The sequence below is a fragment of the bacterium genome, from assembly GCA_036504735.1.
GTDB lineage: Bacteria > Electryoneota > RPQS01 > RPQS01 > RPQS01 > DASXUQ01.
The window spans coordinates 280,504-295,570 of sequence record DASXUQ010000019.1 but is presented as its reverse complement, the minus strand read 5'-3'; the positions used below and the strand labels follow the sequence as shown (position 1 = coordinate 295,570).

Sequence of the window (15,067 nt, the reverse complement as noted above, 5' to 3'; positions counted from 1 at the left end):
CGTTATCCAAAATAATTCAGGTGCCACATGAAGATGTTAAGATCTACTTTTTGTACGAGTTGGGTTGTAACTGCGGCTCTGGTATGGCTTCTGATGTTGATTCCGGCGGGCAGCGCATTCAGCCAAGGGTTTGCGACTCTCGGAGGCGGTGTGGCGGGGTGGATCTATGCGACCATTGTGTACAACGGCCAGTTGATTGCGGCAGGGGACTGCCCCGGGCACATTGCCCGCTGGGATGGAGCAGTCTGGCAGCCGCTGGGAACGGGGCTGGACGGGCGCGTGAATGCCCTTGCCGTGTATCAAGGAAATCTGTATGCGGGAGGGCAGTTCTTTACGGCAGGCGGAGTGCCGGTGAGCTGCATCGCCTACTGGAATGGAGCAGGATGGAATGACCCTGAAGGCGGCGTGGGCAACATTGTGGCGTCGTTGACCGTGTACGGGGGGCAATTGATTGTCGGAGGATATTTTACATCGGCGGATGGCTCACCGGGAAATTACATTGCACGCTGGGACGGAAACGGCTGGAATGTTCTGGGTACCGGGATGGGAGGAACGCAGGGGCAAGTGATGGCCCTGACGGTGTGGAATAATCAGTTGATTGCGGGCGGGTTTTTCGATACGGCAGGCGGAAATCCCGCGCCGCACATTGCCGCGTGGAATGGGAGCGCGTGGTCATCCATCGGCGGCGGCATCGGCTGGATTGTGTATGCATTAACACCGTACAATGGCAACTTGATTGCGGGAGGACTGTTCAGCAGTGCGGGAGGAAATCCGGCCCAGGATGTGGCGCGCTGGAATGGTAGCACTTGGGCGGAAGTGGGCAACGGGGGAATTGGCGGCGGGGTGTATGGCTATGTGCTGGCCCTGACCGTGGTGGGAAATGAACTGATTGCGGGCGGGATGTTCGAACATGCCGGCGGAAATCCAGCCATGAACATTGCCGGTTGGAATGGCAGTTCCTGGGCGCCGCTGGGAAGCGGGATGAGCAACAGCGGATCGACCACGGCAGTCTGTGCGCTCACACCATTCGGAACCGGATTTGCCGCGGGAGGGATTTTCACGGCAGGGGATGCGGTGGGTTCGGCGAACATCATTGCCTGGAATGGGCCTGTGCCGCATGTGAGCCTACAGCCAATTACCGATCTGACGGCAATTCCGCTGGGTGGGAACATCGTACTGCGCTGGAGCCGCATGGGAAATCCGGCATTCCATGTCTACACCGATGCGGCGGTCAATGGCACTTATACGACACTGGTAACTGCGACGACGGATACCTTTGCAACGGTGAGTTCGCCCGCCGCTGCACAGGGATTTTATGTGGTGAAGGGGGCAGACGCACCTTAATTGGAAACGATGAACGAGAAACGAGGAACGCTGAATGGGCGGGGCGGCTGATGGGCCGTCCCGCTCCAAGGCTGTGGTGAAGCGGAATAGAAAACGCCCTGCGGCTTACGATCCGCAGGGCGTTTTCTATTTAAACCGGGCCGACAAACGCACCCGGGCGAGGGCGACTACTTTTCAGCCATGGCCGGTTTGGCCGCAGGCTTTTTGCCCGGGACATTCTTGCGGACCCATTCCACGCCGGCGTCCACGATCTTCAGGTTCTGCTCGATGAGCGCCTTGCGCTTAAGGCCGAGGGGAATGATTTCCTTGATGGTCTCGATGGGAACAAGCTTGGTGTACTCCATGAGCGCACCCAGTAGCACCACGTTGGCCGCCTGCTGGATACCCTGCTCGGACGCGATGTCCGTCAGCGGGATGTAGAGCACATCGACGTCGGTGCGATGCAGCTTGCGGGCGATGATCGAGGAGTTCACCACAATCAGGCCGCCGGGCTTCACGGTCTCTTCGAACGTATCGAGAGACGGATCGTTCATGGCGACGAGAATGTCCGGATCCACGACCAGCGGGGAGCCGACAGGATCCTTGGAGAGGACGACGGACGCATTGGCACTGCCGCCGCGCATTTCCGGACCGTAGGACGGAATCCAGGAGACTTCGAGATTCTCCTGCATACCGGCCGCGGCGAGAATGATGCCCGCCGTCAGCACGCCCTGACCGCCGAAGCCGGCGAACTTCAGATGCGTGGTCTTGAACGCCTTAATGTAGGCTTCATTGTAAGGGTGGGTCTCGCCGAACTTGCCGAGGTCCAGAGCTTCGAACAGCTCTTCGTCACCGTTCACCTGCTTCGGTTCGTGGATGTGACCGACACGCGTGGCGGATTCATCCTTGAAGACCTGCACGGGGAAGATGGGGACCATCTTCTCGATGATATAGCGGTCGGCGGCTACCGGCTCCATCTTCCAGCCGGAGGGGCAGGCGGCGAGCAGTTCGACAAAGGAGAAGCCCTTGCCTTCCGCCTGATTCTGGATGGCCTTCTTAACGGCCTTGCGGGCGGCCATGATGCCTTTGGCGTCGCCGAGGTGGCAGCGCTGAATGAACACGGGAGCTTCGAGGGTGGCCAGCAGTTCGCAGACCTTCAGCGGGTAGCCTTCGGTCTCGGCATTACGGCCATAGGGGCTGGTGGTGGTCTTCATGCCCAGCAGGCTGGTGGCCGCCATCTGGCCGCCGGTCATGCCGTAGATGCCGTTGTTGATGAAGAACACGGTCATATTCTCGCCACGGTTGGCCGCGTGGAGAATTTCCAGACCGCCGATGGAGGCCAGGTCACCGTCACCCTGATAGGTCATGACGATGGAATTCGGATGGGAACGCTTGACGCCCGTGGCTACTGCCGGAGCGCGGCCGTGAGCCGCTTGGATGTTGCCCATGGCGAAGTAATAATAGGCGAACACCGAGCAGCCGACGGGGGAGACGAACACGCCACGGTCGGCGAGGCCGAGTTCATCGACGGCCTCGGCAATCAGCTTGTGGGCGTTGCCGTGACTGCAGCCGGGGCAGTAGTGCGTGGTCTGGTTCTGGGTTTCACGCCAGCGGTCAAAGTGATCGTAAAACGCCGCGGGCTTTTTGAGGATATTGGTTGCCATGATGGGTCTCCTACTTCAAGTATTTGCGCGCGACGTTCGCGAGTTCTTCCACCGACGGCACCGCACCGCCCATGCGGTTGTAGAAATGAATCGGGGTGATTTGCCGCGTAGCCAACTGCACGTCTTTGAGCATCTGGCCATTGGACAGTTCGACCACGAGGAAGTGCTTGCCCTGCTGCGCCAGTTCCATCAGCCGCTCTGACGGGAAGGGGAACAGGGTAATGGGGCGCAGCATACCGATCTTTTTTCCATCCGCGCGGAGGTGCTCCACCACGGACTGCAGCATGCGCGAGACGATCCCGTAGCCGATGACGATCAGGTCGGCGTCATCGGTCTTGATTTCCTGAACGCGGACTTCGTTCGCTTCCATTTCCGCGTACTTGGCTTGCAGCTTGAAGTTCTGTTCTTCGAGGCCGCCGGCGCTCATGAAAATGGAACTGACGAGATTGTCCTTGGATTCCTTGTCACCGTAGAGAGCCCAGTCACGGCGCGGCACCTGATAGCGCTTGCGCGGGAAGACGACGGGTTCCATCATCTGACCGACGTAGCCGTCCGCCAGGACAAAAGCCGGGCAGCGGTACTTGTCGGCGAGGTCGAAAGCCAGCATGGTGAGGTCGCACATTTCCTGCGCGCCATTGGGAGCGAGCACGATGCACTTATAGTTGCCGTGACCGCCGCCCCACACGACCTGATGATAATCGCCCTGTTCGGGCCAGATGTTTCCCAATCCCGGGCCGGCGCGCATGACGTCGACGATGACGCAGGGCAGTTCGGCGCAGGCGATATAGGAGATGCCTTCTTGTTTGAGGGAAATGCCGGGGCCGGAGGACGCGGTCATCACGCGCATGCCGGCTGCTGCCGCGCCATACACCATGTTAATTGCCGCAACTTCGGATTCGGCCTGAATGAACGTTCCCCCGACGGGCGGCAGATACTTGGATGCTGCCTGAGCGATTTCGGACGCGGGAGTGATGGGATAGCCGAAGTACTGGCTGCATCCCGCCATGATCGCGCCTTTGATAACCGCCTCGTTGCCTTTGATTAATTCCTTTTGCATGGAAATTCCTTTGCGGTCACGACGATCATTCGACCGCTTTTTTCTCCCGCTCTCTCTTGTACACCGCAATCGCACCGGGTTCAGGACACACATAGAAGCACACACCGCAACCGGTGCAGCCGTGGCCTGTATACACGATCCACTGATAACCCAGTTCGTTGAACGCCCGGTCTGTGTTAGTTACCAAACAAGCCGGTGCACAGGCTTCAACGCAGCGCTGACAGGCTTTGCAAAGGTTGGGCACGACTTCGACACGGGGCACATTGTTGTCCGACATGGCACCTCCATCGTCCGCCGGAGCGGTTAAGACTCGTTCCGGCTATGATTTTTCGTTTGAGCCGCTGGCGATAGCGCGTAGCGGGCTTAGCGTTTCAATATACTCATTTCCTCTTCTAATTTCAATCGGATAAGTTTATCCGTTTTGTAACAGTGAATCGCGATTAAAGCAATTTCAAGCAGATAGCACAGACCCTGAATGGCCATTGAATAGTCCCTCCTTTGTAAGCTTTAGGGCTTGTTACTTTTTGCACGAGTTTAGACGACATCATCCTCCTAAAAGCCCCCCAACAAGCCAACCACACTCTGGCTCAACTAATTTGGGGTTGTGGCCGAGGGGGTGGTCAGTATTATTGATTCTTCGCCAAATATGTGCGATATTTAAAGGAGGACAAAACTATCCTCATTTACCCGGTAGATACGGATTGAGGCCCAACTGTCAAGTAATTCAAATCATGGCAGAGCATTTCGACCGCCTTCCACGGTTGATCGCGCCGCCCTTAGTCAAACTTGTCCCACTTGTGCGAAGAGATTTTCCCATAAGTGAGACATTGCATTCCCATTGCCAGACGGCATTGCATTTGCGATAGCGTGGAAAAGCATTTTGCGTCGCGATGCCCGCGGCCAAGATACGCCGGCGCGGCTTCCCTGCGGTGGGTCGGAAGGTATTACATGCGCGATTCAGGAGTCAGAGACGAATGGCGGTCCTGGAGTTTACGGCTCAGGAGCTTGGCAGCGACGAGGTTCCGTTGCGCCAACCGAAGTTATTCACACTAGTCATCAAGAACTGCCCGGTAGACCTGGCCGGTGCCCAAGACGCGTTCGAGACAGCGTTTATCAGCATCTCACTGCGGCGGTTTGCGGGCAATGTGACACGAACGGCACGCGCTCTCGGTGTGTCCCGCCGCTGCTTGACTCGAAAGATCAACCAGTTGGGCATTGACATGAACGCGATGCGCAGCATCGATATGACCTTGCTGGAATCCGGTTCACCGATCACTGTGATACTGCCCGTGGGAAACACGCTGGGCAGTGACCGGGATGAGTGAAACCGCACGGCAACCCTTCCCCATGGAGCGGCTCATGACTGATCAAAGCACAGACGCGTCGATTCAAGCGGTATTGGTGGTAGCCAGCGATCACCGGTTGTCGAGGTCTGTTGAGCAATTACTTGATCGTCGCACGCATAAGGTCATTGCGGCGGCGAGTGTGGAAAGCGCATTGGAAATTCTGGCTTCGCAACCTGTCGCGATTATTCTGTGCGGTGAACAGGCGCCCGGAGTATGCAGTGACGAGCTGTTGCGGGTCGTAATGCTGCGTTGGCCGGACACGCTGCGGGTCATGGCGACCCGGGATTTGACGGCCTGTTACGCATCGGAGGTTGGCGACGACGGAGTGGCGCACCTTGCGCTCCCCATGCCGTGGAGCCGGGCGGAACTGTTTCTCACCGTGCGGCATGCCCTCGAGATGCGCGCGCTGCTCGACGAGAAACGGGAACTGGTTGACCTGATTCACACCTGCGCAAGAGTCATGTCCACCTTCTCCCGGCAATCGGATTCCGGGTGCCCGCAAGGCGCGATGTGCTCCGGCGTCCTGGAGCGCGTGTAAGACCGGAACACAGCAGGCGATCCACTTTTACTCACACCGCGAGTCTTCGGCTCGCGGCTTTTGTGTTTGTGCCGGCGCCACATCCGGACGATGGCGCAACGGCTGTGGACAATCGCGCACGGCCCCGGAAGAAAATGTCGCATCCTGAATAATATGACCATACACCGCGGGCTTGTGTCGCGGGCTCACTACGAGATTGATCCGCAGCATGATCACCTATGGGACAGCCCTGACGCACTGCCTGCGCGGCACCCTTCTTGCCTTTAAGCGCGTGACCTCGCTCGGGATTCAAAAGCAAACGGTCAGAGGCGGATGCTCTCCGATGTTGCGCCGGCGCGTGGCAGTCTTTAGCAGACGTCATCGTCTGCGGCACCAAACACTTTTCAGGAACCGGTTATGGAACAACAAGTCGCTCAAGCAAGGGCCGGCACTTCCGCAGATCAACGAGCCGGTAAGTATTTGACATTTGAGTTGGCGGGCGAAGAGTATGGGTTGGAGATTTTGAAGGTTCGGGAAATCATCGGGAGCATGAGCACGACGGCGGTTCCGGGGATGCCTCCCTATGTCAAAGGGGTGATCAATTTGCGGGGGAAGGTGATCCCGGTGATCGACCTGCGGTTGAAGTTCGGGATGGAGGGCACGGAGCAGACGGCGGAAACGTGCATCATCGTGGTGGACGTGCAGGGCAATCTGATGGGGGTAGTGGTGGACAAGGTCTCGGAGGTGCTGGACATCCGGGGGGAGGACATCGAGGATGCTCCCAACGTGGGGGTCGCAGTGCAGAATGACTTTATCCTCGGCATGGCCAAAGCCAAGGGTCGTGTCAAAATATTGCTGGAGATCAACAAAGTTCTCTCGGAGGCCATGGCCAACTCCCCGCTGGCGGACGCTTGAACTGAGCCGTGGACTTTGTACAACAACTCATCTGCTTCGAAAGCAGAAAACCCTTAGAGGAGTCACGAGATGATCGCTAATTTGTCTTTGAAATCCAAGCTTATCGGATCCTTCTGCATTGTGGCGCTGCTGGTGAGCATTGTCGGGTGGGTGGGCTTCTCGGCCGCGAATACGGGGCAAGTAAATGTGGATCTGATCGGCAATGAGAAATTTCCCAGCTATCGTGGGCTGGCACTGATTCGTCATGGCCAGACCCTGGCACGCATGGATTATTTTCGCATGTTGAATCCTGCTCTGACCTTTGAGCGGCGCCAAGCCTACGCCAGCGATATGGAAGAAGCCCTGAAATTCATAGACGATGGAATCAAGAACTATGAATCGATTCCGATGGACGAGAAGAGCGCGGCGGAATGGAAAGATCTCATGACCGCGATGAAGGACTGGCGGCGCAATCTGGATGAGTTGCATCCCGTGGCGCTGCGTTACCAGCAATCGCGTGACTCGAAGGAGCAAGCGGCTCTGCTCGACCAGATGAATGACATTGTGGCCCGGCCCGAGTGGGCTGCGGCTGCCAAGACGTCGGCTGATAAATTGCAGGAATTGATTGACGGCTGCGTACAGGACGTCCAAGGCGAAATCAAGAACGCCGAGTCGAGCGCAGCCAGTTCCAAGGTCATGGCGAGTGTCATTGGAGTGCTGGCCGTGATCCTTGCCTTGGGCTTCGGAATTGTCCTCAGTTTGAGTATTTCGCGCAGCTTGAACCGCATCACCGGCGCGGCGGGCGAAGGGGCGAGCAATATCGCCAGCGCGGCCACGCAGGTGTCGTCGTCGGCGCAGGGCGTCGCCCAAGGATCTCAGGAGCAGGCGGCGTCGATTGAGGAAACCAGTTCGTCACTGGAGGAGCTGGCCTCGATGACCAAGCAGAATGCGGACAATACCAAGACGGTTGCGAACCTGATGAGTGAAGCCAAGACGCTGATCGACAAGGCGGCGGCGGGAACGCAGACGATGGACGCGGCGATGAAGGATATCAAGAGCGCGTCCGATCAGACGTCCAAGATCATCAAGACGATCGACGAGATCGCCTTCCAAACGAATCTCTTGGCCTTGAACGCGGCAGTGGAAGCGGCCCGTGCCGGAGAAGCAGGCAAGGGTTTCGCGGTGGTGGCCGAAGAAGTGCGCAACCTGGCGATGCGGGCGGCTGAAGCGGCCAAGAACACCGGTAGCCTGATCGAAGAAAACGTGAACCGGGTCAACGGCGGGGTGCAGATCGTGGACGGGCTGAAGACAGCCTTGGGCGATGTGACGACCTCTTCGGGCAAGGTCGCCAATCTTGTCACTGAAATCGCAGCGGCATCGGCGGAGCAGTCGAAGGGGATTGAACAGATCAACGTGGCAGTGACGCAGATGAATGCGGTGACGCAACAGAACAGCGGCAACGCCGAGGAAAGCGCCAGTGCCGCCGAGGAGATGGCGGGCCAGGCCGAAAGCCTGACCGATCTGGTGAGCGAGCTGACAGTGCTGGTCAATGGTGGGGAGAAGAGCGGTCGGCCTCACTATGAGCGTCCGGCGGGACCGGCAGCCCTGAAGCGCCCCGCAAAACGCGGCACGGTTGATCGCCCCAAGCGCACAGGAGCGACAAATCCGGAACGGAAGATTCCCCTGGATGAGCGCGACGAGATTTCGGCCTTTTAAGCTACCCACACTGTCGAAACATGGAAACGGAGAGCCTGCGCGGCTCTCCGTTTTTGTTGCAGTCCGGCAGCATTGCAGACCCTGGCGGCGCGAGGGGATCGGACACTCTTTTGCCTACTCCAGCAAAGGAAAAACGAAAGGGGACCCCTGTTCTTGGTAACCGTATCGTTAAATCCACAATTATCAGAGAATAGGGTCAGTGCCACTCATAACGGCCCTTGATTTGCGAGCGCTAACGACACGCTTCACCCGGGACGGGATGAAGATGCACATATGAGAGAATCCGAGGATGATTCATCGGGGAAGGAGCGCGAGCCGCTTTGTCACCGAGTCCTCACGCAACACACATGAATTCGCTGCCGGATTTCGGGGGCGCGGTTTCCAAACACAGTTTTACGCACCATCGGGTTTCGGCAGAGACAACACGCGCAGGAGAAATGCACATGTTTGCTAACATGTCTCTGAAAGTCAAGTTAATCGGATCGTTCTGCATTGTCGGCCTGATTGTCGGGGTGGTAGGTTGGGTTGGCTTTTCCACAGCGCAGAGTGAAAGCCGAACGGCGAGTGAGTTCGCCGACAACCAAATTCCTCAGTTAACCGTCTTGGATCAGATTCGCAGTATGCTCATTGGAGTTGACATGCTGTGCGACGAGATCGTCAATCCGGTTTATCCTGCGGACCGCAAACAGGAGTGGGAGAGCAGCGTCAACCGGAAGTGGAGTGAACTGGACGCGGCGTGGAAGATGTACGATAAGGGACCACACACCGCTGCGGAAGCCGCGGAGTGGAAGGACGACAACAAAGCGCTGGATGCCTATCGACAGGCCTTTTCCCGCTTCGTGCCGGAAGTACAAAGTTATATGCGCGCACGGAATCAGGCTGAGGCGAGACAACTCTTGGCTCAAGTTAACGCGTCGCTCTATGGGGAATTGGGAGCGGCAGCGGATGCTGTTATGGACAAGGTGGATAGCACTACCCAAGTCTGTGCGCGGGACGCCGAGGAGCAGGGAAAGCAAGCCGTTGCCAGTGCGGCCACATCGCGCACTCTGTCGACGCTGTTTGCCTTGCTGGGAATGTGCTCCGCTCTGGCCTTTGGGATCTTCCTCAGTTTGAGTATTTCGCGCAGTTTGAACCGTATCACCGGCGCGGCGGGTGAAGGGGCGAGCAATATCGCCAGCGCGGCCACGCAGGTGTCGTCTTCGGCGCAGGGAGTGGCCCAAGGATCCCAGGAGCAGGCAGCGTCGATTGAAGAGACCAGCAGCAGCTTGGAAGAGTTGTCCTCGATGACCAAGCAGAATGCGGACAACACCCGCACGGTGGCCCAACTCATGAGCGAGACAAAGAGCCTGGTGGACAAGGCGGCCAAGGGCACCGACACGATGGACTCGGCGATGAAGGACATCAAGAGCGCGTCCGATCAGACCTCCAAAATCATCAAGACCATCGACGAGATCGCCTTCCAGACGAATCTCTTGGCGTTGAATGCGGCGGTGGAAGCGGCCCGTGCCGGGGAAGCAGGGAAGGGTTTCGCCGTCGTCGCTGAAGAAGTGCGGAATCTTGCCATGCGTGCTGCCGAAGCGGCCAAGAACACCGGATCGCTGATCGAAGAAAACGTGAACCGGGTCAACGGCGGGGTGCAGATCGTGGACGGGCTGAAGACGGCCTTGGGTGATGTGACGACGGCCTCGGGCAAGGTGGCCAATCTGGTGGAGGAAATCGCGGCGGCCAGTGCGGAGCAGTCGAAGGGGATCGAACAGATCAACGGCGCAGTGACGCAGATGAATGCGGTCACACAACAGAACAGCGGCAACGCCGAGGAAAGCGCCAGTGCCGCCGAGGAGATGGCGGGCCAGGCCGAAAGCCTGACCGATCTGGTCAATGAACTCACCGCGCTGGTTAACGGCAGTGGAAAGCGCAACGACGGCATGATCCGCAGGGGAGCGGCGCAAACCATGGTCCCCAAGCAATCCATGCGGAAGGCCGCCACAAAGGCTCAGAAACGGAATGAGCACAAACCGGAGCGAGTGATCCCCCTGAACAGCCGCGAGGAGAGCGAGGGGTTGGACCGATTCTGAGACGAGGACGGATGTCCGGGTTCAGGCCGACAGACCTTACAGAAGTAGGCAACATCTGCATGGAGGCTGGAGCTGCAATGCATAAATCGCGCATGCAATTCGTAAGACCGCAGGATGAATCGCAATATGAATATAAGGTTACGGAGTTGATTGGATTGGCGACGTATGGATGTTTTGATGAGAAGAGCCCTTAGCACGATTTCTGCTCTTAAGTGAGCACCCGGACACTCAACACTCGCATGCCGTATGCGCAACAAGCCGTATAACTACGAAATAACATCGTCGTGGCGGCAGGATGTGAGTCTCCGGTACGAACAATCTATACCACATGGTTCACAGCATGGACTTGCCTTCAAGCGCGCGAATCTTAATCGCCGACGACGACCAGGTCTTTCTCGAATCGCTTGCGGATCTGCTGCGGCATACAGGCTATGCCTGTGACACGGCTCCGGACGGTTCGACGGCGATACAGATGCTCGCGGAGAACGACTACGAACTATTGATTGCGGACATACAGATGCCGGGGAACACGCGTTTCGAATTGGTGAATTCCATTCCACCACGACACCAGGGTTTGCCGGTCATCATTGTGACAGGACATCCGTCGGTGGAGTCTGCCGTGGTGCTGTTCCGACTGCCGGTGTTTGCGTATCTGACCAAGCCGTTGAATATTCCGGAACTGCTTACTCAGGCCGAATCGGCGGTGAGGCGCTATCACGTGTATCGCACCATTATAGACACACGCCGGGCGATGCATCACTGGCTGACGAACATGGACAATCTGACGGCATTGATCGAAGCATCGCACACCGAGAATGCAAGTATGGCGGCGAAGACATTCATTGCTACATCGCTGCGCAATATCTTCGGGGCGGTTGCGAACATCTCCCGGCTGATTGAAGCCATGCCCTCGCGCGACAAGGATGCCGATGCTTCTGAGGATTTCAAGAGTCCCCGAACGGTGTGCCTCGAAGCGGGGCTGCAAGAGGCTGTACGGACGCTGGAGGCAACCAAACGCTCCTTCAAGTCAAAAGAAATAGCGGACCTGCGCAAGAAGCTCGAGGGATTGTTGCAAAGTCAGACTGCATGATCATTTAATCGGCGCTCAAGTTTTCTAATGGGTGGCCGATAACTGGAACGTACATACCCGCATTTGTGTGGGGAGCCTATCCGCGCAGTAATAGAACTGCGAGTTTTCAGGCACAGTCATGGGATCTCTCAAGGACCCGAGGCTGTGCCTTGTTTTTTGGTAGCAGTCGGCTCCAATGCGGTTTACAACAGGAAACACGCTTGAGTTGCGTGAAAAAGCAACTCCGGATTTGGTCTTACTAACCGGCGAGGGAGACGACATGGGCGGGCAGACACAAACCAGCGCCACAGCAGGGACTGGTGCAGATGTTCGAGCTGGCAAGTACTTGACATTTGAGTTGGCGGGGGAAGAGTACGGGTTGGAGATTTTGAAGGTACGGGAGATCATCGGGAGCATGAGCACGACGGCGGTGCCGGGGATGCCGGCCTATGTCAAAGGGGTGATCAATCTGCGGGGGAAGGTGATCCCGGTGATCGACCTGCGGTTGAAGTTCGGGATGGCGGGCACAGAGCAGACGGCGGAAACGTGCATCATCGTGGTGGACGTTCAGGGCAATCTGATGGGGGTGGTGGTGGACAAGGTCTCGGAAGTGCTGGACATCCGGGGGGAGGACATCGAGGATGCTCCCAATGTTGGTGTCGCAGTGCAGAATGACTTTATCCTCGGCATGGCCAAAGCCAAAGGTCGTGTCAAAATATTGCTGGAGATCCATAAGGTCCTCTCGGAGACGGCCATTGCCGACCTGGTGGCGTGAGCGCGTTGCTCGCACTTCAACGTCAGAGGTAGTCCAAAGCAAATCACCCGCGCTTTTGCGGAAGCGCACTACATAGGAGTTGTGATCATGTTCGCGAATATGTCCCTTAAGTTCAAGCTGATCGGGTCGTTCTGTATCGTAGCCGCTATTCTGTCGCTGGTTGCCTGGGTGGGAATATCCGGTGTCTCCACTACGCAGTTCTACATGTCGGATATCGGTGGGCGTCTCATGCCCAGTTCGAATGCCATCACTGACTGTTCCAAGGAAATGACTCAGGTTCGCATGCTCTACCGCCAAATCATGGATCCGCAGCTTTCGAAAGAGCGCCAGCAGGAATATCCCGCGCAGATGGACAAGGCGTGGAAGGGCATAGAAGAGGATTTCAAACTGTATGAATCGCTGAAGCACGGCGACGAAGCCACGGCAGCATTCAAGGATTTCAAGGCGAAGTTCGATGCATGGAAGCAGGAATTCGCGCAGCTCGACATGAAGGCGCGGGCCTATATCGCCAGCCGCAATCCGAAGGAGTCGCAGGAATTGCTTGCCGAAATGCATGACCTGCTCGAAGGTTCCATGCTGAAGACGGCCCGGGATGCGGTTGCGGGTCTGGATGTCTTGAACGAAATCACGAGTCGGGACGCGGACAGCGCCATGGCTGTCGCCAACACGGCGGCTGGCCGTGGCCGGGTGATGGCCATCCTGTTCGGCATCAGCGGTGTGCTGATCTCCCTTGCTTTCGGCATTTTCCTCAGTTTGAATATAACCCGCAAGCTGAACCGGATCGTGACCGAATCGGCGGAGGGGGCCTCGCAGATCGCATCGGCGGCGTCGCAGGTCTCGTCGGCGGCGCAGGGGGTGGCCCAAGGGTCGCAGGAGCAGGCGGCGGCGATTGAAGAGAGCAGCAGCAGCCTCGAAGAGCTGGCCTCGATGACCAAACAGAATGCCGATAACGCCAAGTCGGCAGCCTCGCTGGCCGGCGAAACCAAGAGCATGATGAGCAAGTCCGCCGAGGGTGCCAATGCGATGGATCAGGCGATGAAGGACATCAAGAGCGCCAGTGATCAGACGTCCAAGATCGTCAAGACCATCGACGAGATCGCCTTCCAGACGAATCTGCTGGCGCTGAACGCAGCGGTGGAAGCGGCCCGTGCCGGGGAAGCGGGCAAGGGCTTTGCGGTGGTCGCAGAAGAAGTGCGGAACCTTGCGATGCGTGCTGCCGAAGCGGCCAAGAACACCGGATCGCTGATCGAAGAAAACGTGAACCGGGTCAACGGCGGGGTGCAGATTGTGGACGGGCTCAAGACCACGCTGGGTCAGACGGTGGCGGCGGCGGACAAGGTGACGAATCTGGCCAATGAAGTCGCGGCGGCATCGGATGAACAGTCCAAGGGGATCGAACAGATCAATGTGGCGGTGACGCAGATGAATGCGGTGACGCAGCAGAACTCGGCCAACGCCGAAGAGGCCGCCTCCGCGTCCGAAGAAGCCGCGGGCCAGGCCGAAAATCTGTCCGATCTGGTCGGTGAGCTGATGATGGTGGTGAACGGACGCGACAAGTCGGCCCGCCCCAGCTATCAGTCGAAGCCTGCCAGTTCGACCTTGAAGCGCCCGGCGGCGAAGCTCTCCAAGAGCGCGCCCGCCGCAGCTCGCCACGCGATTCCGCTGGATAGTCATGAGGAACTCGGGAAGTTCTAAGAGTGAACGGCAACTTCAAGCACTGAATTAACTCCCGACCTTGGACGCAAACGGAGAGCATATCTGCTCTCCGTTTGCTGTTTTAGATTGGCAACACACTTTGCTTCCTTTTGCCGGGTAGAGCCTGCCGCCTTTGCAGTTGGGTCATCAAGGCAAATACTTTTGATTACGGACTCTTGAGGCCCGATTTGTATTATGGGCCTCGGATTTGCCCAAAAGTGCGACAAGGATGCCGCACTTTTGGCGTGCGTCTGTCCCGCGCGGTGAGGCTGCGCGGGTCCGAATTCTTTTCTTTTTTCGGGATTTGTGAGAAATTTTACGGCATGCATGATAACCTGACACCGGCATGGCGCAAATCCGGCGGCGGGTATCGTGATTCATCTAAGAGGAGAGCAGCATGAGCGCACAGACTGGCGCCGCCGGTCCCACCCAAACCGGTGTGGATCAAAGAGCGGGCAAGTACCTTACCTTCGAGTTAGCAGACGAAGAGTATGGGTTGGAGATTTTGAAGGTACGGGAGATCATCGGGAGCATGAGCACGACGGCGGTGCCGGGGATGCCGGCCTATGTCAAAGGGGTGATCAATCTGCGGGGGAAGGTGATCCCGGTGATTGACCTGCGGTTGAAGTTCGGGATGGAGGGCACAGAGCAGACGGCGGAAACGTGCATCATCGTGGTGGACGTGCAGGGCAATCTGATGGGGGTGGTGGTGGACAAGGTCTCGGAAGTGCTGGACATCCGGGGGGAGGACATCGAAGATGCTCCCAACGTGGGTGTGGCCGTGCAGAATGACTTTATCCTCGGCATGGCCAAAGCCAAAGGTCGCGTCAAAATATTGCTGGAGATTAATAAAGTGCTCTGCGATTCCGACGTCGAGCAGATTATCCAGCGGTAGCAGATCGGTCGCAGTCACCACAAAATGTAATTGAACGCTGC

At 57.6% G+C, this 15,067-nt stretch carries 13 protein-coding genes; 10 read left to right on the top strand and 3 right to left on the bottom strand.

Translation table 11 applies throughout. The features are described 5' to 3' along the window. The first annotated feature begins 93 nt into the window (after positions 1–93). Entirely contained in the window at positions 94–1,344 is a 1,251-nt protein-coding gene (locus VGL38_15700; protein HEY3296876.1) for a hypothetical protein, read from the top strand. Positions 1,345–1,511: 167 nt separating this feature from the next. Here VGL38_15700 and VGL38_15695 read toward each other — a convergent pair whose 3' ends face one another. From VGL38_15695 to VGL38_15685, 3 genes are read right to left on the bottom strand one after another with little or no spacing between them, the layout of a single operon-like run. Then, positions 1,512–2,987 (bottom strand): 2-oxoacid:acceptor oxidoreductase family protein, encoded by a 1,476-nt coding sequence (locus VGL38_15695; protein HEY3296875.1) that lies wholly within the window; start codon positions 2,985–2,987, stop codon positions 1,512–1,514. Between the two features lie 10 nt (positions 2,988–2,997). Then, the gene (locus tag VGL38_15690) at positions 2,998–4,044 is read right to left on the bottom strand and encodes a 3-methyl-2-oxobutanoate dehydrogenase subunit VorB (GenBank protein ID HEY3296874.1); all 1,047 of its coding nucleotides are present in this window, start codon (positions 4,042–4,044) and stop codon (positions 2,998–3,000) included. Positions 4,045–4,069: 25 nt separating this feature from the next. Next, positions 4,070–4,321: a 4Fe-4S ferredoxin gene (locus tag VGL38_15685; protein HEY3296873.1), complete on the bottom strand. Its 252-nt coding sequence runs from the start codon at positions 4,319–4,321 to the stop codon at positions 4,070–4,072. Between the two features lie 697 nt (positions 4,322–5,018). Here VGL38_15685 and VGL38_15680 point away from each other — a divergent pair. The 9 genes from VGL38_15680 to VGL38_15640 all read left to right on the top strand — a co-directional run bounded on the left by VGL38_15680 (position 5,019) and on the right by VGL38_15640 (position 15,026). Further along, positions 5,019–5,369: a helix-turn-helix domain-containing protein gene (locus VGL38_15680; protein HEY3296872.1), complete on the top strand. Its 351-nt coding sequence runs from the start codon at positions 5,019–5,021 to the stop codon at positions 5,367–5,369. Between the two features lie 34 nt (positions 5,370–5,403). Beyond that, positions 5,404–5,928 (top strand): hypothetical protein, encoded by a 525-nt coding sequence (locus VGL38_15675; protein HEY3296871.1) that lies wholly within the window; start codon positions 5,404–5,406, stop codon positions 5,926–5,928. 459 nt (positions 5,929–6,387) lie between these two features. Next, on the top strand, positions 6,388–6,822 hold the full coding sequence (locus VGL38_15670) for a chemotaxis protein CheW (protein HEY3296870.1): 435 nt from the start codon (positions 6,388–6,390) through the stop codon (positions 6,820–6,822). A gap of 69 nt (positions 6,823–6,891) precedes the next feature. Next, positions 6,892–8,517, top strand: a complete 1,626-nt coding sequence (locus VGL38_15665; protein HEY3296869.1) for a methyl-accepting chemotaxis protein — start codon at positions 6,892–6,894, stop codon at positions 8,515–8,517. Between the two features lie 443 nt (positions 8,518–8,960). Next, positions 8,961–10,592: a methyl-accepting chemotaxis protein gene (locus tag VGL38_15660; protein ID HEY3296868.1), complete on the top strand. Its 1,632-nt coding sequence runs from the start codon at positions 8,961–8,963 to the stop codon at positions 10,590–10,592. Between the two features lie 340 nt (positions 10,593–10,932). Further along, positions 10,933–11,682, top strand: coding sequence for a response regulator (locus tag VGL38_15655; GenBank protein ID HEY3296867.1), 750 nt, complete (start codon positions 10,933–10,935; stop codon positions 11,680–11,682). A gap of 259 nt (positions 11,683–11,941) precedes the next feature. Next, complete coding sequence (locus VGL38_15650; protein ID HEY3296866.1) at positions 11,942–12,436, top strand: chemotaxis protein CheW; 495 nt, start codon at positions 11,942–11,944, stop codon at positions 12,434–12,436. 87 nt (positions 12,437–12,523) lie between these two features. After that, a complete protein-coding gene (locus VGL38_15645) occupies positions 12,524–14,131 on the top strand; it encodes a methyl-accepting chemotaxis protein (protein HEY3296865.1) in 1,608 nt (535 codons plus the stop codon). Between the two features lie 397 nt (positions 14,132–14,528). Continuing rightward, positions 14,529–15,026 (top strand): chemotaxis protein CheW, encoded by a 498-nt coding sequence (locus tag VGL38_15640; GenBank protein ID HEY3296864.1) that lies wholly within the window; start codon positions 14,529–14,531, stop codon positions 15,024–15,026. Positions 15,027–15,067: the final 41 nt, after the last annotated feature.

Coding starts and splice junctions, on each gene's coding strand:
- VGL38_15700 (HEY3296876.1), top strand. CDS start 94: ATGTTGATTCCGGCGGGCAGCGCATTCAGCCAAGGGTTTGCGACTCTC.
- VGL38_15695 (HEY3296875.1), bottom strand. CDS start 2,987: ATGGCAACCAATATCCTCAAAAAGCCCGCGGCGTTTTACGATCACTTT.
- VGL38_15690 (HEY3296874.1), bottom strand. CDS start 4,044: ATGCAAAAGGAATTAATCAAAGGCAACGAGGCGGTTATCAAAGGCGCG.
- VGL38_15685 (HEY3296873.1), bottom strand. CDS start 4,321: ATGTCGGACAACAATGTGCCCCGTGTCGAAGTCGTGCCCAACCTTTGC.
- VGL38_15680 (HEY3296872.1), top strand. CDS start 5,019: ATGGCGGTCCTGGAGTTTACGGCTCAGGAGCTTGGCAGCGACGAGGTT.
- VGL38_15675 (HEY3296871.1), top strand. CDS start 5,404: ATGACTGATCAAAGCACAGACGCGTCGATTCAAGCGGTATTGGTGGTA.
- VGL38_15665 (HEY3296869.1), top strand. CDS start 6,892: ATGATCGCTAATTTGTCTTTGAAATCCAAGCTTATCGGATCCTTCTGC.
- VGL38_15660 (HEY3296868.1), top strand. CDS start 8,961: ATGTTTGCTAACATGTCTCTGAAAGTCAAGTTAATCGGATCGTTCTGC.
- VGL38_15655 (HEY3296867.1), top strand. CDS start 10,933: ATGGACTTGCCTTCAAGCGCGCGAATCTTAATCGCCGACGACGACCAG.
- VGL38_15650 (HEY3296866.1), top strand. CDS start 11,942: ATGGGCGGGCAGACACAAACCAGCGCCACAGCAGGGACTGGTGCAGAT.
- VGL38_15645 (HEY3296865.1), top strand. CDS start 12,524: ATGTTCGCGAATATGTCCCTTAAGTTCAAGCTGATCGGGTCGTTCTGT.
- VGL38_15640 (HEY3296864.1), top strand. CDS start 14,529: ATGAGCGCACAGACTGGCGCCGCCGGTCCCACCCAAACCGGTGTGGAT.